The sequence below is a fragment of the Lactivibrio alcoholicus genome, assembly GCF_055390895.1.
The window spans coordinates 3411167-3430197 of record NZ_AP042471.1 but is presented as its reverse complement, the minus strand read 5'-3'; the positions used below and the strand labels follow the sequence as shown (position 1 = coordinate 3430197).

Sequence of the window (19031 nt, the reverse complement as noted above, 5' to 3'; positions counted from 1 at the left end):
TTATTCTCCTCCGACAACGATATCAGGTATAAGCAATGCGGGTTGACCGTCGGAAATAGGAACGTCCTGCCCATTCTTTCCGCAATACCCCGGGAAAAGTTCCATGCGGTCTCCGACTGCGGCGATTGACTTGAGAACATCGGGACCGTTTCCGACCAGCAGCGCCCCCCGGACCGGGTTGCGAACCTTTCCGGCCTGCACCTGGAATCCCTCCGTAACCTGGAATACAAAATCGCCCGTCGTGGGATCGACCTCTCCCCCTCCGAGCCGGGTAACATACAGTCCGTTTCCCATGCCGTCCAGGATCGATTCTTCCCTCTCTGGACCGGGGAGGAGAGAGGTGGCGCTCATTCTCGGTATCGGAACGTGGCGAAACGACGCCCGCCTTCCGTTTCCCGTGAGCGGAAGACTCATTTTGGCGGAGGTTTCCCTGTCCGTCAGGTAGCCGTTCAACACCCCCCGGTCTACGAGAACGGTTCTCCGGGACGGAGTCCCTTCATCGTCGCAGCCGTACCCGCCGTAGGCGCACGGCGATGTCGGATCGTCGACGATCGTGACGAAAGGCGATGCGACCGTGTCTCCGAGACGATCCCGAAAGACGGAAAAGTCCTTCATGACGATGTCCGCTTCGAGTCCGTGGCCGCAGGCTTCGTGTATCATCGTTCCTCCGGTCTTTCCGGAAAGCAGGACCGGGAATCTCCCTGCGGGGCATTTCGGCGCGGAAAGAAAGTTCACCGCTCGTTCGACAAGGCTCTTCGCTCTTTCGAAGAGATCGTTGTCCCGAAGGAATGATTCACACCCCGCAACGCCCGCGATGAGGTCGGATGCAGTCTGCATTCCGTCGCAGTCCGACACTGTAATGTGAAGGGAGAGGGATGTCCGGATCGCCGTTTCGTTCCTGACGCAATTCTCTCCCGGGAAGATCAGTTTTTCCTTCACACCCGTATCGAAACGCAGCGTTACCTGTCTGACAGTCGAGGAAGATGACCGGATCATCGAATCGAGCTCGCGGATAATGCCCGGAAGAAGAACCTGCGAACGGGCGTCTCCGCAGAAAAGAGCTTCGCGATCCCCGCTTTCTGCCCGTGCGGCTTTGGCGGAAGTGTCTCCGAAGATATCGTCCATGCAGGCGAGTGCGTTTGAAAATGTGGCTCCCGACCGGAAAGAAAGGAGCGTCCCCGATGGCGAGACGGCTCTCGATGCGACGCCGCTCGAAAACGAAGAGACGCTTTCCGTTATCTTCGAATCCTCGAGAAGCCACGAATGGCACGCAGTCCGCTCCGCGTAGAGATCATTCAGGAGCCAGGACGTTCGCGGTTTTCGGGAAACGATGTCATCAAGAAGAAGTTCGGCATAGTGCGATATCGTCATGACGCCTTCCCCTTCCGGATTTCATTCTCCCGGTTCCATGAGACGACCGGAAAACCTTCCTCCCGGAGCGAAGAGAGGAGGATTTCGATGCGGGCGATATTCCCGGGGAGGCAATAGATGGACACGACGCCTTGGGAAGGGTCTTCGGTCGTGACGTATCCGATGCCGTCGCAGTCGGCCACAATCCAACTCAGCAGCGTGATCGCCGCAGGGGTTTCGAGATGTACGGTAACAGGCGCAAAATCATCCATTGTCTTTTCTCCGTCAGCGTCGAATGACACGTATGTTGCGAAGATGTTCCGAATACTTCTTCGCAAATACGTGCAATCCGTCTTTTTTCAGAACATAGTACAAAAAGTCGTTTTCCTCCGGTTGCAGAGCCGCTTTCCATGAGCCTTCCGACGGAATGCAGATCGGTTCGGGCGGTAATCCCGTAATGCGGTACGTATTCAACGGGGAATCAATCTCGAGATCTTTATGCAAAACCCTGGTGATCGTCCTCCCCCTGCGTTTCCACGCATACACGACGGTTGCGTCGATCTGGAGGGGCATTCCGATCCCGAGACGGTTACGAATGACGCCGGCGATTCTCGGACGTTCGGATTCGCGTGACGTTTCGCGTTCCACAAGCGATGCAATGATCGCCGCTTCGAGGATGTCCCGTGACGTAAGCCCACTCAGCCTGTCGAACAGACGGTTTTGCCAAAGCACCGACGACGTTTTCACGAGGGCGGCAAAGGATTGTTCCGGGACATCATACGTTTCGGGGAGCAGGAATGCAATTCGTTGATCAGCGGAAGCCGGCAACAGCGACAAGAGCTGCGCCGGGAAAAACGAGTCGTCGGCGAGAACTTTTCTCAATATCTGAGGAGAAGCGGATACCGTATCGCCGAGGGAAAAAAGGTCGCTTCCGGGAACGATCGTGAGAGTGATCCGCTCGGGGACCGCACTCCTGAGCTGACGTGCGACCTCCCACGGAGTCCCTTTCCGCACGGAATACGTTCCGGGTCTGAAGGAACGGTCAAGAGCGAATCTGTGGAGCCATCGGGCGAGTTCCGGCGCGGAAGGAACGATGTCCGCCGACCGGAATACATCTGCGATCTCCCGGCCGTTCTTTCCCGGAGCGATGAATACCCGGACCGGAGAGCCCGAACCGAGCGGGAAGAGACGATCCCATTCTTCCGTCGAAATGCCGCAGAACGTGTAAACGAGCGCAAGCGCGCAAATGATGAAGAACAGATCGCAGAGAATCCAGAACCATTTCATGGATGTCGTGTCCCCTTATCCTCCTGAATGAACGGGAGCCGCCTTCCGCATTCAGCGCAGGTTCCGTCTGATCTCAACGCGACGATGGAGACATCGTACCCCTTCCGCGCCACGAGCAGGGCGTCACAGTCGGGACATCGCGAATCCGTCCTGTGGTCGATGTTTCCGGCATACACATATCTGAGGACTTTTTTCGCCCGGCGAACCATTTCTTCGAGAAGAAGTTCGGTTGTAGGAGCTTTCGTCCAGAGGTGACGTGGAAAGTAGCGGGTCACGTGCAGGGGAATGTCCGGAGAGACCGAGGCGAGCCACGCGATCTCGCGGTCGAATATCGCAATATCGTCGCTTATGTTGGGAACGACAAGCGTCGTGATTTCCGTATGAATCCCTGCTGCGTGAAGGAGCTCGACGTTTCTGACAACGGTTTCAAGGTCGCCTCCGAGAAAACGGTAAATGTCGGGATCGAACGATTTGACGTCGATGTTGGCGGCCGAAAGAAACGGGATCATTTTTCGAAGGGGAGATTCGCGAATCATTCCGTTGCTGACGAGAACGACGGCGATCCCGGCGTTCCTGAGCGCAGCGGAGCACTCTTCAACAAATTCGTACCAGACGAGCGGTTCGTTGTACGTGAAAGCGACCGCACGCGCGTCATGCAGGACCGCAAGATGGACGACGTCCCGAACGGTCATCTCCCGCAGGACGATCGTCGGTTCCCATGAAGCGATCTCCCAATTCTGGCAGAAGGGGCATGCCATCGAACATCCCACGGTGCCGAACGAAAGAACACGGGTTCCGGGACGCCAGTGATATAACGGCTTCTTTTCCACGGGATCCATCGATACGGAGGAAACGCGTCCGTAGTTTTCCGCGAACAGCGTTCCACCGATATTCCGTCGGACCCCGCATCGTCCCGTCTTCCCATCCGGAACGCGGCACGCGTGCGGACACAGGTCGCAGCATGTCACATCGCCTTCGTTATGCCACCAGTCGGCGTTTTTCTTCATGGGGCGGTCTCCGTCGCTCACGCTTCCTGCCGTTCCGCGAAGCGCTCGACGGTGAATCTGGAAACCGAAGCCTCTTCGGGGGCACGAATGCCCGCTTTCGCAGCGGCGATGCGAATCTGCTCCCCGACGGTATCGATTCCCTCCAGGTCGGGAAGCAGGACTCCCCTCCTGGAGCCGTGCTCGAGAATGACTCCGAATTTTCTCGGGTTGAGGTCTTCGAGATTCGTGACATCTTCCGGTTCCGAAAGGACATCGACTGAAAATCCGAGCCTCGGGAGCTCTTCGATGTCGACGGGTGGAAAACGCGGATCACGGAGAGCCGCCGATATGGCATTGGAAATAACCTCCGCGACGAGGGAATTCTGTTGCGGAAGAATCGTTCCGATACACCCCCGGAGATTGCCGTCGCATGTCTTCAAACTGACGAAACACGCCTTCGCCGTCGTATAGGAAGGATCGAGGATTGGGGGCGTGGGGGGAATCCGTTTCTTCGAGAGCATCTCTCCGACTGCGTAACGGGCGAGCGCCGGAAGATAGACTGACCGCTCCGGAATCGTGTACGCCACGCAATAACCGACTCCGTACGGGCCTTCATACGAAAGGACGGAAGTCCGTTCCCCTCCCGAGAGTCCCAGAAACGCGGCGACGGATCTGTACCCGCATTCTCCGGCTCTTTCGATCAGGGATTCAGGCAGGGAAAGGAGCTCCGTCCCGCTTCCCTCCTCTATTGCGTGCACGACGACATCGTCGAAGGAATGCGCGATCGGATCATATCCGGCCGGCGCCTCCGGACTCAAACGATGGGAAAGGTCGGAACTCGCGAGGAGCCCCCACCGTCCTCTTCCCTCGAAAGACCGCAGAAGTTCGCCGACACGGTATGCCACTTCCGGTTCCAGCCCGATGGGATTGGCGACGATCAGAGAGACTCTGTTCTCCCATGATTTCGGAAAAAAAGAAAGCGGAACCATGCAACCGTGGTCGAGTCTCGCCTCGCGCGAGTGAAGCACTCTGACGGGAACGGTTTGCGACAGGCTCCGGGCGAGCGCTTCACCCGCTGGGATGTCTCCGTGGAAGCCGAATCTCCGCTCGGGGGCTCCGAATTGTGAAAAATTCCCGCTGTAGCGGTCCGCGAGCGTGAAAGCGAGACCTTCGGAACAGGGGGCGTGCGGAGAAAGCAGAAAAACGACATCCGGAACAAGCGGAGAGAGAATCGATGAGAGCCGGTTCATCGCAGAAATTGTGGCGTGCGCATCGGATTCCCTTCCCTGCCCTACCTCCGGTACGATGATCGGAGGGTGAGGTGCGACGCATTTCCAGACCCACATGGATATCATCCCACCTTTCAGCTGTTACAGGAGCATCATCGCGTCTCCGAAGGAGAAGAAGCGATATCGCATGGAGACGGCTTCCCTGTAGGCATGCATGACGCTTTCATATCCGCCGAAAGCGCAGACGAGCATCAGAAGCGTACTCTTCGGCAGATGAAAATTCGTGATCAGGCCGTCGATGACGCGAAACCGGTATCCTGGGAAGATGAAGAGGGACGTATCTCGCCTTCCGGCGGCGAGGCTGCCGTCGTCGCGTGCAAAGCTCTCGAGTGTGCGTGCGACCGTCGTCCCCGCCGCGATGACTCGTCCGCCGCGTTTCTTGCAGGCGAGAACCTCGGCGACAGCGGCATCCGGAAGAGAACACCATTCGGAATGCATATGGTGATGACGAATATCGGATACTGAAACGGGACGAAAGGTTCCGAGTCCGACGTGGAGAGTGATCCATGCCGTTCGGACTCCCAATGCGCGCAACGAGTCGAGAAGGGACTCCGTGAAATGGAGGCTTGCCGTCGGAGCCGCGCAGGAGCCGAAGTTCTTTGCGAAAACGGTCTGATATGCATCCCGCGAAGCGGAAGATCTTGTGATGTATGGAGGCAGCGGAATATCTCCGATACGATCAAGAAGAGGAAGGACGTCCGTCCGTTCGGGAAAACCGAGAATGCGGATTCCTTCGTCCATTTCGTCGAGAACCGTCAGCGAAGTTCCATCCTGGAGAATGACATGCATCCCTGGATGCATGCGCCGTGCCGGTCGGACGAGAGCTTCCCACTGCAGGAACGCGGGATCCTGCGGCCGAAGCAACAGGATTTCGATGGAAGCCGTACCGGGACTTTTCGTCCCGTGAAGACGGGCCGGCAGAACCCGAGTATCGTTCAGGACGAGAAGATCGGAGGGACGGATGATCTCCGTAAGCTGTCTGAAAAAACAGTGCCGAACCCCTCCCGTATTCCGGCGCATGACAAGCAGACGTGACGAATCCCTGGGATTCGCAGGATTTTGTGCGATGAGTTCCTCGGGGAGCTCGTAATCGTACGACTCCGTTTGAAGCAGGTCGACGGCAGAACGGATGTCTATCTTCGAGTCAACTCCGTTCCCGGAAAATAGTGCTGAAGTATCTTTGTATACGTCCATCCGCTTTCCGCAAGAGACTTCGCTCCCCATTGCGACATCCCGACTCCATGTCCCCATCCTCTTCCGGTGAAGAGAAAGGATTGGCCGCCGGAGGCATTCGCTGGGACGATGGTGGCAATACCCTGTGGTGCGCCATTTTTCGAACGGTTGATTGCCTCGATGAGATATCCCTTGCGGGTTTCAGGACGCTTCAGCATGTCGATCAGTTCTTCCGCAGAAAATACCCCCTTTTCCGTCAGCGCGGTCAGTGCCTCTTCTTCACGAAACGACATTGGGGTCGAGGAGACGGGGATTATCCGTGATTTCTCCTGTGCGGGAGTGGGAGAAATTGCCCTGTTCGTGCTTCCGGCCGTCATCGCTCCTGATTTCCGCGGAACGGAAGAGTCTCCTTCCGGAGTGATCGAGAAGGCAGTGCTCCGGAGAACCGAGGGGCCCGCCGCCATGCGAAAGTCATGCGCCCTGACGGTGACGCGTCCGTTCGATCCCGAAACGAGAAGAGTCACGGCGCGGCCGGCTGCGTCGGAACTTTGAACCGTAACATTCGTCACACGTCCGACGGATTTGTTCATGCGGGAAAGGATGCTTTCGACAGTCGCTGCCGGGAGCCGCGTTTTCCATGATGAATTCGGAGAATCGTATGCGATTGGTTCCTTTGCGCCTGAAAGATAGGGATACGATCCCCCCCAGACATCCCGGATATCGGCCGTGTTCCCGCCGCTGTCAGAATGGAACGGGGTGAAGGCGACCGCACCGGCATAACTGAGAATCAGCCCCGCAGTGCTTCGTATCGCCGCATCACATCGAGGGTCTTCCGCATTGACGCCTCGGTAGACCTGCGATTCGATCGAGTCCGATACATCGTACTCCCTTCCGCCCGACCCCGAAACCCTACGGAGTGCATATGTCCGCGATACGATAGCCTGTGCCTTGAGCGCTTCCGTCGGCCAGGCCGGGTTGGCCTCCATTTTCAGAACGCCGCGAAGGTATGTTTCGCTGTCCACGACGTTGATGACCGAAAGTCCAGCTCTCGCCGGGACGACGCGGATGGCGCCGCGGTATCGGGCCTTTCCGAAGGCAAGTGGGGCGGAGGATGACAGTGTCAGAGGGAGGGTGCGCATCTTTCCGTCGACAAGAACGGAACGGGAAGAGACCGGCGTGCAGTGAACTGAATGCGGATGTGTCGTTCTCTTTCCTGACGCATCCTGAAGCGAAACGGAGCGGGCGGAAGAAATGACGGCGGACGAGACTCCGTTTGCGAGGAGAACGCGGATTGTCGACGCTTCGGATGGCGGTGCGAGAAAAGTGAGAACGACGCAAAAGGATGCGAAGAGTATCGAAAGGTATTTTCTGTACGTCATGGATAACCTCCGGATTCTGTTATTTGAACCATCGGGATACGAGATTCAGAACGATCGTGATGATGATACTCAACAGAACCATGCTCGTCATCGGGGCGAAGACGGTGACATTCTTTCTGGAAAAGACGAAATCGCCGGGAAGACGGCCGAACGGGAACGAGATCTTTCCGAAAAGGAAAATGACTCCGCCCATGAACATAAGAATCAAACCAAGAACGAAAAGACTTTTTCCCAGCGACTGCATGTCATTTCTCCCCACATGATTCTTCGTCCGCTGCGGAAAAGAGTTTCAATTCTTCCGTCCTCCATCCTGGATACGGAACTTTCAGATACTCGTATGCGGATTTTGTGGCGCGCCGTCCCCTCGGGGTTCTTTCGAGAAAACCCTGCTGGATGAGGTACGGTTCGTAGATATCTTCGATCGTCTGCGCCTCTTCGTTGATGGCGGCAGCTATTGTCGAGAGACCGACCGGACCGCCGTCGAAAAGCTCGACGATGACTTTCAGAATACGGCGGTCTCCGTCGTCGAGTCCGACGATATCGAGCCCAAGCATGTCCAGAGCGATGTTCGCTATCTGCCGGTCGACAGGGGAGACGTTTTTGACTTCGGCGACATCGCGAACTCTCCGGAGAAGTCGAAGTGCGACCCGCGGCGTTCCGCGAGATCTGTCGGAGATAGCCTTTGCCGCTTCTTCCGAGAGAGAGACTCCGAGAACGCGTGCGCCTCGCATGACGATGGACGACAATTCGTCTCCCGAGTACGGTGAGAGCTGTTCGACGATTCCGAATCGGGCGCGAAGAGGCGACGTGAGCAGACCGAGACGCGTCGTCGCTCCCACGAGCGTGAATCGCGGCAGGGAAAGACAGATAGAATTTGCGAGAGCGCCTTTTCCCATCACGATGTGAAGCGAATAATCCTCCATCGCCGGGTACAGAATTTCTTCCACGGCTGTCGGAAGGCGGTGGATCTCGTCGATGAAAAGCACGTCGTTGGTCTCGAGATTTGAAAGAAGTGCGGCGAGATCGCCGGAACGCTCGATCGCCGGTCCCGACGTAATCCTCAATTGTCCTTCCATCTCGCGGGCTATAATTCCGGCAAGAGTGGTCTTCCCCAGCCCCGGAGGTCCGAAAAAGAGAGTGTGATCCAGTGATTCGTTTCGCAACCTTGCGGCGGAGATATAAATCCGGAGTTTTTCCTTGAGCCGTTCCTGTCCGATGAATTCGTCGAGCGCTCCCGGGCGGAGACAGCCATCGATCTCTCTTTCGGCAACGGAATCGATTTCCCGATCGAAGAGGCGTTCTTTCGATCCCGTCATGCCCTGCGATCTCCCGTCTTCTTCCGCAGCTCACGGAGCGCCGCGCGCAGAAGGCTTTCCTCGTCGGGCTCCTCGCTTGTGGCTGGTTGCTGAGTGATCCGGGCGAGAACGGCCGCGATATCTCCCTGTGAGAATCCGAGAGACCCAAGCGCCTCGCGGACTTTTCCGAGAACGATACCGGATTTCTGCTGCGGCAGCTCCCCGATCTGGAACGACCAGCCGTTCTTCTCGAGTCTGTCTCGGAGTTCAAAGCACAGACGCTCCGCAGTCCGTTTCCCGACCCCAGGGACCTGCATGAATATCTGCTCCCGGGAGAAGGAGACGGCAGTGAGGATATCCTGCACCGGCAGAATACGGAGAATCGCTATTGCCATCTTTCCTCCGATGCCTTTCGTTGAAAGGAGTTCCTGAAACATGCGGCGTTCCGTTTCGTCTCCGAAACCGAAAAGAGAAGCTCCCGCTTCATTCTGAACGAGGAGACACGGGATCGCCTGTTCCGTGCCGATGACGCTGTTTCGGATCGCGGAAAGGGAACAGGATACTTCGAATCCTATTCCTCCGACGTCGAGGACGACGGTTGTCTCGGTTACTGCTGAGACGATCCCCCTCAAAAAACGGATCACGGAACTCCCCCTTCCGACGCGAAGAGCGACGCAGTTTTCTGGAGCAGAAGTCCGGTCAACGCCGCCGCAAGAGCATCCGCCGCATCGTCCGGCGTTGGAACGACATCAAGTGCCAGAAGGCGCTGCACCATCTTCTGAACCTGTGATTTCCCGGCATTACCGTAACCGCAGACGACGGATTTGATCTGTGACGGTTGCGGCTCGAAAACCGGAATATCATTCCGGGCGGCAAGGAGAAGGACGACTCCCCTTGCCTGCCAGACGTATTCCGCTGTTGTGATATTCTTCCCGAAAAAGAGACGTTCAACGCAGAAGAAATCGGGAGAGTGCAGGAAAATTCGTTCTTCCAGTCTTTCGTAAAGCATCCGGAGCCGCCGTGGAATGTCGATTCGGGGTGGCGTTTCGATGCAACCGAAATCCAATGCCTTCAAAACGCCGCCCTTCCGCTCCACGACTCCGAATCCGAGACGCCCAAGCCCTGGGTCGATTCCGAAACTACGGGAAAGACTCAACGTCAGTTTTCTAGTTCCGCCATCAATTCATCGGAGATATCGAAGTTGGCGTAGACGTTCTGGACGTCATCGTGTTCCTCGAGTATTTCCATGAGATGCAGCATTTTCTGCGCCTTTTCCTTGTTCGGAATTTCTATCGTCGTCTTCGGGATCATCGTCGATTCCGCGCGCTCGATCGAATATCCCGATTTTTCCAAGGCTTCGCGGATCTCGATGACGTTTGCGGGATCGGTCGTTACCTCGAAGCCCGAGTCCGTTTTTTCGATATCCTCCGCACCCGCATCGATTGCCGACATCATGAGGGTTTCTTCATCCAGATTCTCTCCGACGACCTCGATAATGCCCTTTCTTTCGAACATCCATGCGACGCTGCCCGCTTCCCCAAGGGCTCCGCCGTTCCTGGTCAGGAGTGCCCGGATCTCCGATGCCGTGCGATTTTTGTTGTCCGTCAATATCTCCATCAGGATGGCGACACCGTTGGGACCGTAGGCTTCATAGGTATACTCTTCGTATGCAGCGCCTTCGATTTCGCCGGTTCCCCGCTTGATTCCGCGCGTGATGTTGTCGTTGGGGACGCTCGCCTGCTTTGCACGATCAATCGCCGCTTTGAGGCGGACATTCATCGCCGGATCGCCGCCGCCTTCCTTTGCCGCGATGATGACTGCTTTCACGAGTTTCTGGAAGAGATTTCCTCTCTTTGCGTCCTGCGCTGCCTTTCTGTGTTTGATGTTTGCCCACTTGGAATGTCCGGACATTTATTGTTCACCTCTTATTCGGGATCAATCGCGCATACCGCAGGTATGCGCCGCGTCGGTGTTCGGAAAAAAAACGCACATCTCTTCAGGAGACTACGGTGTTTTCGATCCGGAGGATCATCGTGTACCGAATCGAATCCGCCGCTCAGACCAAAAACGGCATTCCTGGCGTTCGCTCTTCTGAGTTCCGATTGTATCCAGGAGACGATCCGTTTCACGAGAAGTTCCGGATCGCGGCCGAACGGCTTCATGATTCGTTCCTCCCTCTTTTCTCACAGCAGAAACATTCTAGCACACCGACGGGATTTCGCCCGATCTGCGTCCATTCTCACCGATTGAGCGGGCAAAGGAACATTTCTGAGTATAATGATCGTACGATACTGCTATAGGTGAGGTGGAAGACTTGGAAAAACTTCTGCGTTTCGGCGTCGCGGTTCCCGAACAGATGCTGGCGTCATTCGACGAAAGAATCGAGCGATCCGGGTTCCCGAATCGCTCGGATGCGCTGCGGCATCTCATACGACAGTATATCAGCGAGGACCAGTGGGAAGAAGGAACAGGGAAGGTCTACGGTTCAGTGACACTCCTCTTCGATCATCACAGACACGATACTTCGGAAGATCTGAACGATCTGCAACACGAATTTCTCGATGTCATTCTCTGTACGACGCACGTTCACATTGACGAGGCGCATTGCCTCGAACTTGTGGCTATCAGAGGAGATCCCGGACGAATCAGAGCGTTTCTGAACAGGTTATCTGCGCTGAAGGGCGTTTTCTCGATAAAACCGGTAATAACGACGGTGCTATGAACAGGGGAGGGAGAATATCATCCCCCTCCCCTATCGGTCACATCAATGACAGCAGGAACATCCGGACGAACAGTTTCCGCTGCACCCCTTTTTACCCATGGGCTCGCCTTCGAGCAGGATGAGCGTCTTTCCGCGGCATTGCGGACATCTCGGCGAGGAATCCTTCGGCATCTGGAGGAACTCGCAGTTGCATTCGGCGCATCTGAATTTTCTCGAACCCTGTTCCAATATATCGCTCCTTCCGCGCGGTTTATGATCCGAGAGTCGCGACCATAACCGCCTTGATTGTATGCATTCGATTTTCCGCTTCGTCGAAGACCTTCGACATCGGTGATTCAAAGACATCCTCCGTTACTTCCTGTCCCTTGACGGCCGGAAGGCAATGAAGGAAGATCGTTTCCGGCTTCCCTGTCGCTTTCATCAGTGTTTCGTTGATCTGGTAGGGATGAAGAAGAGCTTCGCGTTCGGCTTTCTTCGCCTCTTCTCCCATCGAAACCCACACGTCCGTGTACAAAGCGTCGGCGCCTTTTACGGCGTCCTCCGGAGAAACGTGGACCGAAACGCTCCCGCCGCTCCTTGCAGCTTCATCCCTGCATTCCGCGAGAAGTCCCGCATCGGGACGCAGACTGTCCGGCGTTCCGACGGAATAGTGCATTCCGAGTTTTGAACACCCGATCATCAGAGCATTCGACATATTGTTTCTCCCGTCTCCGACGTATGCGAGACGAAGCTCTTTCAGATTTTTTCCGAAATTTTCCCTGAGTGTCATGAAGTCGGCGAGAACCTGTGTCGGATGGTCGATATCCGTCAGACCATTCCATACGGGAACGCCCGAATAGCGGGCGAGCCCCTCGACTACGGACTGCAGGAATCCGCGATACTGAATTCCGTTAAACATGCGTCCGAGTACGCGTGCGGTATCCTTCAAATCTTCCTTGGCTCCGAGGTGGATATCGTTCTTGCCGAGAAACTCCGGATGACCGCCTTCGTCGATACAGGCAACAGTGAAGGCGCACCGCGTTCTCGTCGATGCCTTCTCGAAGATGAGCGCGATATTCTTTCCCCTGAGGCTCGTCCCGGGAATTCCCGCGCGTTTCTTGGCTTTGAGGTCATCGGCGAGATCAAGGAGATACAGGATCTCGTCCTTCGTAAAATCTTTCAGCGTCAGAAAACTCCGTCCCTTGAGGTTGACAGGCATCAACGCATCTCTCCTCTCATGGATTGTCGGCTTCGGGGGATCGTCTCCGCTCTTCGGAGAACGAGGAAAACACGGCCGGAATATACGTCGGAATGTCCGAAAAGGAACACTCCCCTATTCTCTTCCCCAGAGAAAAGACTACCACGCCGCCCGGGGAACCGGCAATCCCGATATCGGCGTGGGCCGCCTCTCTGGGACCGTTGACCTCGCACCCCATGACAGCGACGTTCGTTCCGTCGGGCAGAAGTCGGAAGTAGCGCTCGATTTCGGGAAGGACGGAACGAACGTCGAGACGCTTGCGACCACATGTCGGACATGAGATGAGATTGACGCCGCGTTTCCTCAGTTCAAGCGATCGCAAAATGTGATATCCCGCCCGGACTTCCATCTCGGGAGCCTCCGACAGGCTGACGCGGATCGTGTTGCCGATCCCCTGCGCGAGAAGGAGCCCGATCCCGATAGAACTCTTCACGACCCCACCCATTCCGGGACCGGCTTCGGTGATGCCGATATGCACCGGATAGTCAGGGTAGCGTTGCGCGAGAAGCGAGACGCAGGAGACGGTTTCGCGGACCGAAGACGATTTCGCCGAAACGATGATGTCGTGAAAGCCGAGGGCGACGAGAGACTCCATCTGTTCCCCCACAGCTATCGCGAGAGCGGCCGCACGGTCGCCGGCGGCATTGCGGAGCTGTCGCTCGTTGACGGAGCCGCTGTTCGCTCCAACGCGGATGACGACACGGTGCGCGCGTGCGGCGGCGACGAGATCTCCCAGAGATCGCGACGAGAGATTCCCGGGATTGATGCGTATTGACGGACATCCGATCTCCATTGCCGCAATCGCAAGAAGCGGATCGAAATGAATATCCGCCATGAGCGGGATCGGGGATGCGTCGACAAACCGGGCAAAGGCGTCTCTGAAACGCAGTTCGGGAAACGCGACACGAAGAAGCTCGCACCCTTCTTCGGCAAGGGATCTGCACTGGGAAAGGGATTCTTCTTCGTCCGACAGAGGTATCTTCAGCATACTCTCCACACGGACGGGAGCGTTTCCGCCGATGGCGAGTCCCGCTATGCGAATCTGATTCACGATATCCGACATCCTTTCATCGGGCTATTTCGAAAAAAACAGCTTTGATATATCGTTCCATGTGATCAGGAGAATCAGTCCTATGAGAACGACGAATCCGACGTAGTGAATAAAACCTTCAGTCTTTTCGGGAACGCGCTTCCCCGTCATCATTTCTCCCATGATGAAGACGAGTCTGCCTCCATCGAGTGCCGGGAACGGGAAGAGGTTGAGCAGTCCAAGATTCAGACTGATCAGGGCAAGAAAGGAGACAAACGTCCACCAGCCGCGGCGGGCGGCGTCTCCTGCCATCGTTGCGATGCCTACGGGGCCGGTCACGTCGACATCAATCTTCCGCGTGATCCAGCCGACAATATTCCGGATCATTTCGACACTCATCGAAACGGTATATCCGAATGCCGAAACGAACGCCTCATGAGGCGCGTAGCGCTTCATCGACGGGCGTATTCCGAAGACTGGAACTCCGGATTCCTCATCCCTGGGGATACCGACGGTGATCGTTCGCGTTTCGCCCGAGCGTACGAATCCAAACGTCACGGGCCCCGATACGGCCTGGTTTCTTATGGTTTCGGACATTTCCCTCCAGGAGGTCACGGCAATCCCGTTTATGTTTCGAATCTCGTCTCCCACCAGCATGCCTCCTTTTTCTGCCGGGAAGCCGGGCATGATTTCACCGATTCGCGTGCTCTGCATGTCGAGAGTTCCGTGCCCTGCAAGGAAAAGGGCCGTCAGGAACACGGCCAGCAGCATATTGGCGAGAGGACCGTTGAAGAGGATGAGAAAACGTTTCCACGCGGATTTTTCCATGAATGCCCCCCCCGCCGGAACGGTTTCCTCCCCTTCTTCTTCGAGTCCGGCAAGCCGTACGAATCCTCCGAGCGGCGCCGCGCGAAGAGACCACTTCGTTCCCTTTCGTATCCTCGAAACGAGAACGGGGCCAAAGCCGAATGAAAACTCATGTACGTGAACACCGACCGCACGAGCAGTCAAAAAATGCCCCATTTCATGAACGACAACGCAAATGGCGATGACGATAGCGAAAGAGAGGATGCTGATCACAGAAGAATTCCTCCTTCAGTCATTTCCTGTCAGACGGTTGCTGCGGTACAAAGGCGCCGGCACTGTCTTCGTCCGTAATCGACAAGAGCGATGGCGTCTTCCGGAGAAGAGGGTGACGGGCCGTCGTACATTTCAAGCGTTTGTTCGACAACGCGGGGGATGTCAAGAAACGTCAATTCGTGACGAAGAAAGGCTTCGACGGCGACTTCATCCGCGCCGACAAGCAACGCGGGGTACGCTCCTCCCCTCCTGCCGGCCTCTTTTGCGATTCCAATCGCCGGAAAGCGAACGATGTCAGGTTCTTCGAACGGGATCGTCTTCTCGTGGAGCGTGTTGACCTTCAGTGACGGAAAACGCAGGGGAAGCCGATTCGGGAAGGACATGGCGACGAGGGACGGGAGCCGCATATCAGGAATCGAAGCGGCGATCTTCATTGTTCCGTCGATGAATTCGACGATACCGTGTGCGAAGGATCCCGGTGAAAGGATCGCTTCGACGCGTCCGATCGGCATGGAAAAGAGCAACGATGCCTCGATGATTTCAATTCCTTTGTTCATCAGAGTGGCGCTGTCGATGGATATTTTTGCCCCCATGAGCCACACGGGGTGCCTGAGCGCCTCTTCGGGAGTGACGGTACGCATCCGTTCCATGGAAAAAGAACGGAACGGCCCTCCCGATGCGGTGAGGATCAGACGATTGACGGTGTGAATGTCCTCATTGCGGAGGCATTGCCAGATTGCGTTGTGCTCGCTGTCGAGCGGACGGATCTGGTTGGGTCGCGATACTTTCGGCATGACCCAGGGGGCCGCTACGAGAATGCTCTCCTTGTTCGCCAGGGAAATATCCTTCCCCGAATCGAGCGCCCCGATCAATGCCGGAATCGCGGCGGTCCCCGACGACGCGAAGACGATCTGATCCGCATCCGGCAGACAGGAGAGAGCGAGAAGTCCTTCGCTTCCTTCAAGGCACGGAAAACGATTTCCTGCGAGTGAGCGGAATTCTTGGGCGGCGACGGGATCTGCCAGGTATGCGACTGACGGCGAAAATTCATGTGCCAGGCGAAAGAGGGACTCCACATTCGATCCGGCGGCGAGGCCGACGATCGTAAAAAATTCAGGATACGCCCGGCAGACGTCGAGCACGGAAGATCCGACGCTGCCCGTTGCACCGATGACGACGATGCGTACGGGGCGGTTCATCGGAAGACCACCGCGAAAAGGAAGTACGTCAGGACTCCGTTGATGAGAATGCTGTCGAAACGGTCGAGGAATCCCCCGTGTCCCGGAATCAGGGTTCCGCTGTCCTTTGCGCCGAACTCCCGTTTGATCATCGACTCTGCGAGGTCGCCGAGCTGCCCGACGATTCCGCAGACGAGTCCGACGTACAGAATGGGAAGAGGCGGCAACCCAATTTCATAGGCGAAGAATCCGGCGCTCAGAAGACTCCCCGTAACTCCACCGACGAACCCCTCCCACGTCTTTTTGGGGCTGACTTTGTCGCACAACGGAGTCCGTCCCCAACGACTCCCCATGAGGTATGCGAAAACATCGCAGCTCCAGGTGCAGACGAAAAGCGCGAATACGAGGTATCGTCCGGACGGAAGGTCGCGGAGCATGAAGATGCACATCCAGGGGACGACGATAAAGATAAGCCCGGTAAGAAGTCCTCCGACATTCGAAACCGAAGCGCTCGAACCGGAGAACTGACGGCGAAGTATTTCGATAAGGAACACGGCGAACGTCCCAAGTGAGAGGGTCAGATAGAGCGAAAAGGATCGCGCGCCGTGATATGCGGAAAGCATGACGACACACGCCATGATGTAGCCGATCCCCTTCGAGAGCTTCTGTTGTCTTCCGAGCAGCTTGTAGAACTCTACGAGCGACAGAAAAGAGAGCAGGAAGCACAACACCGCCCAATATACGCCTCCCGCGTGCGCTGAGGAAAGCGTTGCGAGAACAATAGCGGCTCCGCTCGCTCCGCGAACGAGAAGTTCACGATACTGCGCTTTGAACGTTTCCATAGCGTCGTTCCCTTTTTGTGTAAGCGGACAATGCCTTGTCGAGTTCGGATTCATCGAAATCCGGCCACAATTTCTCGGTGAAATACAGTTCGCTGTAACTTCCCTGCCAGAGCCAGAAATTGCTCAGGCGCATTTCTCCACTTGTCCGAACGATAAGGTCCGGATCCGGAACATCGGGGAGGTAGAGATATCGGCGGAAGTTCTCCTCGTCGATTTCTTCCGCTGTTCCTGAACGGCGTATTTTCCGGATCGCATCAAGGATTTCCTGCCTTCCGCCGTAGTTCAGACATGCGATCAGCGTCAGTCTCGGATCTTCCACCGCAGTCTCTCTTTGCGCGTATTCGAGAAGTTCGCGAAGATCCTGTGGAAAATCTTCTATTCTCCCTGCGACGAGCAACCGGACGTTCTCCTGAACGAGTTCGCGGACTTTTCGCCGTGCGTAGGCGCGAAAAAGCGCCATGAGTCCGAGCACTTCGGTTCGCGGGCGTTGCCAGTTCTCGGTCGAAAATGCGTAGATCGAAAGAAAGCGAATTCCCCTTTCCGCCGCTGCGCGGACGACGCGCACGAGAGTCGACGCCCCGGCTCTGTGCCCGAGAATGCGGGGAAGCATTCTCTGCCTGGCCCACCGGCCGTTTCCATCCATGATGATGGCAAGGTGAAGCGGAATGGACGCGGTATTCTGTGTCATTTCGATGCTCCTTCTGTCGAAGCCGCATGTGAACCGGAGATTTCGTCCCATCTCTTCCGAAGCTCCTGTACATCCTGCCACGTAAGATGTTTGGGGCTTCCGGCCTTTCTCGAATCATTCCGGAGGAGATAGCTCGGATGAAACATCGGAAAAAAGTCTATCCCTCTCCATTTCAGCCATTTTCCCCGAAGCGACGTTATCCCCTCGGTCGTTTTCGTGAGCCATTTCAACGGGGTATTCCCCAGGCAGACGATGATTTTCGGGTTGATCAAGGCAATCTGGGATTCAAGGTACTTATTGCAGAACATCATTTCCTGGACAGTGGGAACCCGGTTCTGCGGAGGACGGCACTTCACGACGTTCGTGATATAGGCATCCTTTCTCTGTATCCCCCCGGAAGACAGAATCTGTGTCAAAAGTTGTCCCGCACGTCCGACAAAGGGGCGTCCCTGAATATCTTCGTCGGCTCCCGGAGCTTCGCCGATGAAGAGAACGGGGCTTTCTCTGTAGCCCTCTCCCGGAACGACCTTCGTTCGTCCGTCGGAAAGGGGGCAGTCTGCACATGCCTGCAGCCTCGATTGAAGAAGGTTCCAGGCTGCGTCAGTCCTGAGCGATATGTCTTCGTCTTTCGGGACGAATGGGAAAAGCGCTGCATCCATCCGGATCCACTCCCTGAATGTGGACGTCGACCGATGAAACGTCCATGCCTGCGAAGTATCGGACTGCGAAAATGACCCGCCGCCGCAGAGAACGGCCGGCCGCGAGGAGGTTGAAGCGACCGAGAAAGAAGTCCATGTGAATTTCGATGTGTATCGAATCCCCTGTCGGAAGGATTCTGATCTCGCGTATCTCCTTTGCCTGGACGCTTCGCCGGGAAACGTGATCGACGATATCGGCAACCGCCGTCGGAGCGATACTGAGCGCGCCGTAAAAACTGAAGGGTGGGCACACGATAGTCCGCTCCCCTTCTTCTTTCCCGGGATGTTTGAGAAAATCGCGAATATGGCCCACGAGTTTTCCAGCGAAGTTTCGGCGTACCTGAGCGCGTATGACGGGAATGATGTGCTGGCCCTTTTCGTGCCGCTGCCACAATGCGCTCCGGATTTCTTCCTTTGTGGCAACTTCCGTGATGTCGATGGTTTTTTCCGGAGACGGAAGACCGAGAGCTGTGATGATTTTTTCCGCCATGGAAAGAGACGTCGCGATGATCATAACCTTGCAGGGGCACTCCTTGGAGAGGACGTCAATAACCGATTCCCTATGGTCGTCATACTGGAAAAGAGCACGACGAATAGCCCGGACGAGGTTTTTCTCGGCCTTTGCGCTCCTTCCGGCCAGAATCCGTCCGTCAGCGATCAGGAGTCCATCATCAATGATGAAGTCGACATCGTTCCATCGCGCGACAAGCTGCGCCCTGAGACTCTTTCCCGTTCCCGCCGGTCCGACGAAGGTAACGACGCGAACCGTGGACAACTTCACGTTCACGTGCGGGTGA

General features: G+C 56.3%; 21 protein-coding genes. 1 reads left to right on the top strand and 20 read right to left on the bottom strand.

Annotation, left to right across the window (positions count from 1 at the left end; translation table 11 throughout):
• The 12 genes from ACZ5IU_RS15900 to ACZ5IU_RS15845 form a co-directional block, all read right to left on the bottom strand.
• Positions 1-1371: a TldD/PmbA family protein gene (locus ACZ5IU_RS15900; protein ID WP_464419056.1), complete on the bottom strand. Its 1371-nt coding sequence runs from the start codon at positions 1369-1371 to the stop codon at positions 1-3.
• Positions 1368-1622, bottom strand: coding sequence for a hypothetical protein (locus ACZ5IU_RS15895; protein WP_464419054.1), 255 nt, complete (start codon positions 1620-1622; stop codon positions 1368-1370). The genes ACZ5IU_RS15900 and ACZ5IU_RS15895 overlap by 4 nt, the downstream gene beginning before the upstream one ends.
• A gap of 13 nt (positions 1623-1635) precedes the next feature.
• Positions 1636-2637 carry an endolytic transglycosylase MltG gene (gene mltG / locus ACZ5IU_RS15890; protein WP_464419052.1) on the bottom strand — a complete coding sequence of 334 codons (1002 nt, stop codon included), beginning with the start codon at positions 2635-2637 and terminating at the stop codon, positions 1636-1638.
• Complete coding sequence (gene amrS / locus ACZ5IU_RS15885; protein ID WP_464419050.1) at positions 2634-3644, bottom strand: AmmeMemoRadiSam system radical SAM enzyme; 1011 nt, start codon at positions 3642-3644, stop codon at positions 2634-2636. Before amrS ends, mltG begins: the two co-directional genes overlap by 4 nt.
• A gap of 17 nt (positions 3645-3661) precedes the next feature.
• The gene (gene amrA / locus ACZ5IU_RS15880) at positions 3662-4969 is read right to left on the bottom strand and encodes an AmmeMemoRadiSam system protein A (RefSeq protein ID WP_464419048.1); all 1308 of its coding nucleotides are present in this window, start codon (positions 4967-4969) and stop codon (positions 3662-3664) included.
• Positions 4970-4993: 24 nt separating this feature from the next.
• Complete coding sequence (gene queA / locus ACZ5IU_RS15875; protein WP_464419046.1) at positions 4994-6106, bottom strand: tRNA preQ1(34) S-adenosylmethionine ribosyltransferase-isomerase QueA; 1113 nt, start codon at positions 6104-6106, stop codon at positions 4994-4996.
• Positions 6046-7464: a SpoIID/LytB domain-containing protein gene (locus tag ACZ5IU_RS15870; RefSeq protein WP_464419044.1), complete on the bottom strand. Its 1419-nt coding sequence runs from the start codon at positions 7462-7464 to the stop codon at positions 6046-6048. The genes queA and ACZ5IU_RS15870 overlap by 61 nt, the downstream gene beginning before the upstream one ends.
• 19 nt (positions 7465-7483) lie before the next feature.
• Positions 7484-7708 carry a DUF2905 domain-containing protein gene (locus tag ACZ5IU_RS15865; RefSeq protein WP_464419042.1) on the bottom strand — a complete coding sequence of 75 codons (225 nt, stop codon included), beginning with the start codon at positions 7706-7708 and terminating at the stop codon, positions 7484-7486.
• A 1-nt stretch (position 7709) separates the two neighbouring features.
• The gene (gene ruvB / locus ACZ5IU_RS15860; protein ID WP_464419040.1) at positions 7710-8780 is read right to left on the bottom strand and encodes a Holliday junction branch migration DNA helicase RuvB; all 1071 of its coding nucleotides are present in this window, start codon (positions 8778-8780) and stop codon (positions 7710-7712) included.
• Positions 8777-9403, bottom strand: coding sequence for a Holliday junction branch migration protein RuvA (gene ruvA / locus ACZ5IU_RS15855; RefSeq protein WP_464419038.1), 627 nt, complete (start codon positions 9401-9403; stop codon positions 8777-8779). Before ruvA ends, ruvB begins: the two co-directional genes overlap by 4 nt.
• Entirely contained in the window at positions 9400-9855 is a 456-nt protein-coding gene (locus ACZ5IU_RS15850; RefSeq protein ID WP_464421969.1) for a crossover junction endodeoxyribonuclease RuvC, read from the bottom strand. Before ACZ5IU_RS15850 ends, ruvA begins: the two co-directional genes overlap by 4 nt.
• A gap of 62 nt (positions 9856-9917) precedes the next feature.
• Positions 9918-10670: a YebC/PmpR family DNA-binding transcriptional regulator gene (locus ACZ5IU_RS15845; RefSeq protein ID WP_464419036.1), complete on the bottom strand. Its 753-nt coding sequence runs from the start codon at positions 10668-10670 to the stop codon at positions 9918-9920.
• Between the two features lie 403 nt (positions 10671-11073).
• Between ACZ5IU_RS15845 and nikR the strand changes: the two genes are divergently transcribed.
• Complete coding sequence (nikR, locus tag ACZ5IU_RS15840) at positions 11074-11481, top strand: nickel-responsive transcriptional regulator NikR (RefSeq protein ID WP_464419034.1); 408 nt, start codon at positions 11074-11076, stop codon at positions 11479-11481.
• Positions 11482-11731: 250 nt separating this feature from the next.
• Here the strand turns inward: nikR and argF are convergent, their stop codons facing one another.
• From argF to ACZ5IU_RS15800, 8 genes are read right to left on the bottom strand one after another with little or no spacing between them, the layout of a single operon-like run.
• Entirely contained in the window at positions 11732-12679 is a 948-nt protein-coding gene (gene argF / locus ACZ5IU_RS15835) for an ornithine carbamoyltransferase (RefSeq protein ID WP_464419032.1), read from the bottom strand.
• A 16-nt stretch (positions 12680-12695) separates the two neighbouring features.
• Positions 12696-13769, bottom strand: a complete 1074-nt coding sequence (gene ispG / locus ACZ5IU_RS15830; protein WP_464419030.1) for a (E)-4-hydroxy-3-methylbut-2-enyl-diphosphate synthase — start codon at positions 13767-13769, stop codon at positions 12696-12698.
• A gap of 24 nt (positions 13770-13793) precedes the next feature.
• Positions 13794-14828 carry an RIP metalloprotease RseP gene (gene rseP, locus ACZ5IU_RS15825; RefSeq protein WP_464419028.1) on the bottom strand — a complete coding sequence of 345 codons (1035 nt, stop codon included), beginning with the start codon at positions 14826-14828 and terminating at the stop codon, positions 13794-13796.
• Between the two features lie 29 nt (positions 14829-14857).
• A complete protein-coding gene (dxr, locus tag ACZ5IU_RS15820) occupies positions 14858-16027 on the bottom strand; it encodes a 1-deoxy-D-xylulose-5-phosphate reductoisomerase (protein ID WP_464419026.1) in 1170 nt (389 codons plus the stop codon).
• A complete protein-coding gene (locus ACZ5IU_RS15815; protein WP_464419024.1) occupies positions 16024-16848 on the bottom strand; it encodes a phosphatidate cytidylyltransferase in 825 nt (274 codons plus the stop codon). The genes dxr and ACZ5IU_RS15815 overlap by 4 nt, the downstream gene beginning before the upstream one ends.
• Positions 16820-17536, bottom strand: coding sequence for a polyprenyl diphosphate synthase (gene uppS / locus ACZ5IU_RS15810; RefSeq protein WP_464419022.1), 717 nt, complete (start codon positions 17534-17536; stop codon positions 16820-16822). The genes ACZ5IU_RS15815 and uppS overlap by 29 nt, the downstream gene beginning before the upstream one ends.
• Positions 17533-18195, bottom strand: coding sequence for a uracil-DNA glycosylase (locus ACZ5IU_RS15805; RefSeq protein WP_464419020.1), 663 nt, complete (start codon positions 18193-18195; stop codon positions 17533-17535). Before ACZ5IU_RS15805 ends, uppS begins: the two co-directional genes overlap by 4 nt.
• Positions 18137-19021, bottom strand: coding sequence for a hypothetical protein (locus ACZ5IU_RS15800; protein WP_464419018.1), 885 nt, complete (start codon positions 19019-19021; stop codon positions 18137-18139). Before ACZ5IU_RS15800 ends, ACZ5IU_RS15805 begins: the two co-directional genes overlap by 59 nt.
• Positions 19022-19031 lie beyond the last annotated feature (10 nt).

Bases quoted from the DNA above. Each gene is read 5' to 3' on its own strand.
- ACZ5IU_RS15805 (WP_464419020.1), bottom strand. From the start codon at position 18,195: ATGGATGCAGCGCTTTTCCCATTCGTCCCGAAAGACGAAGACATATCG.
- amrA (WP_464419048.1), bottom strand. From the start codon at position 4,969: ATGTGGGTCTGGAAATGCGTCGCACCTCACCCTCCGATCATCGTACCG.
- ACZ5IU_RS15870 (WP_464419044.1), bottom strand. From the start codon at position 7,464: ATGACGTACAGAAAATACCTTTCGATACTCTTCGCATCCTTTTGCGTC.
- argF (WP_464419032.1), bottom strand. From the start codon at position 12,679: ATGCCTGTCAACCTCAAGGGACGGAGTTTTCTGACGCTGAAAGATTTT.
- ACZ5IU_RS15865 (WP_464419042.1), bottom strand. From the start codon at position 7,708: ATGCAGTCGCTGGGAAAAAGTCTTTTCGTTCTTGGTTTGATTCTTATG.
- dxr (WP_464419026.1), bottom strand. From the start codon at position 16,027: ATGAACCGCCCCGTACGCATCGTCGTCATCGGTGCAACGGGCAGCGTC.
- ACZ5IU_RS15845 (WP_464419036.1), bottom strand. From the start codon at position 10,670: ATGTCCGGACATTCCAAGTGGGCAAACATCAAACACAGAAAGGCAGCG.
- ACZ5IU_RS15895 (WP_464419054.1), bottom strand. From the start codon at position 1,622: ATGGATGATTTTGCGCCTGTTACCGTACATCTCGAAACCCCTGCGGCG.
- ruvB (WP_464419040.1), bottom strand. From the start codon at position 8,780: ATGACGGGATCGAAAGAACGCCTCTTCGATCGGGAAATCGATTCCGTT.
- ACZ5IU_RS15900 (WP_464419056.1), bottom strand. From the start codon at position 1,371: ATGACGATATCGCACTATGCCGAACTTCTTCTTGATGACATCGTTTCC.
- amrS (WP_464419050.1), bottom strand. From the start codon at position 3,644: ATGAAGAAAAACGCCGACTGGTGGCATAACGAAGGCGATGTGACATGC.
- uppS (WP_464419022.1), bottom strand. From the start codon at position 17,536: ATGACACAGAATACCGCGTCCATTCCGCTTCACCTTGCCATCATCATG.
- ACZ5IU_RS15815 (WP_464419024.1), bottom strand. From the start codon at position 16,848: ATGGAAACGTTCAAAGCGCAGTATCGTGAACTTCTCGTTCGCGGAGCG.
- queA (WP_464419046.1), bottom strand. From the start codon at position 6,106: ATGGACGTATACAAAGATACTTCAGCACTATTTTCCGGGAACGGAGTT.
- mltG (WP_464419052.1), bottom strand. From the start codon at position 2,637: ATGAAATGGTTCTGGATTCTCTGCGATCTGTTCTTCATCATTTGCGCG.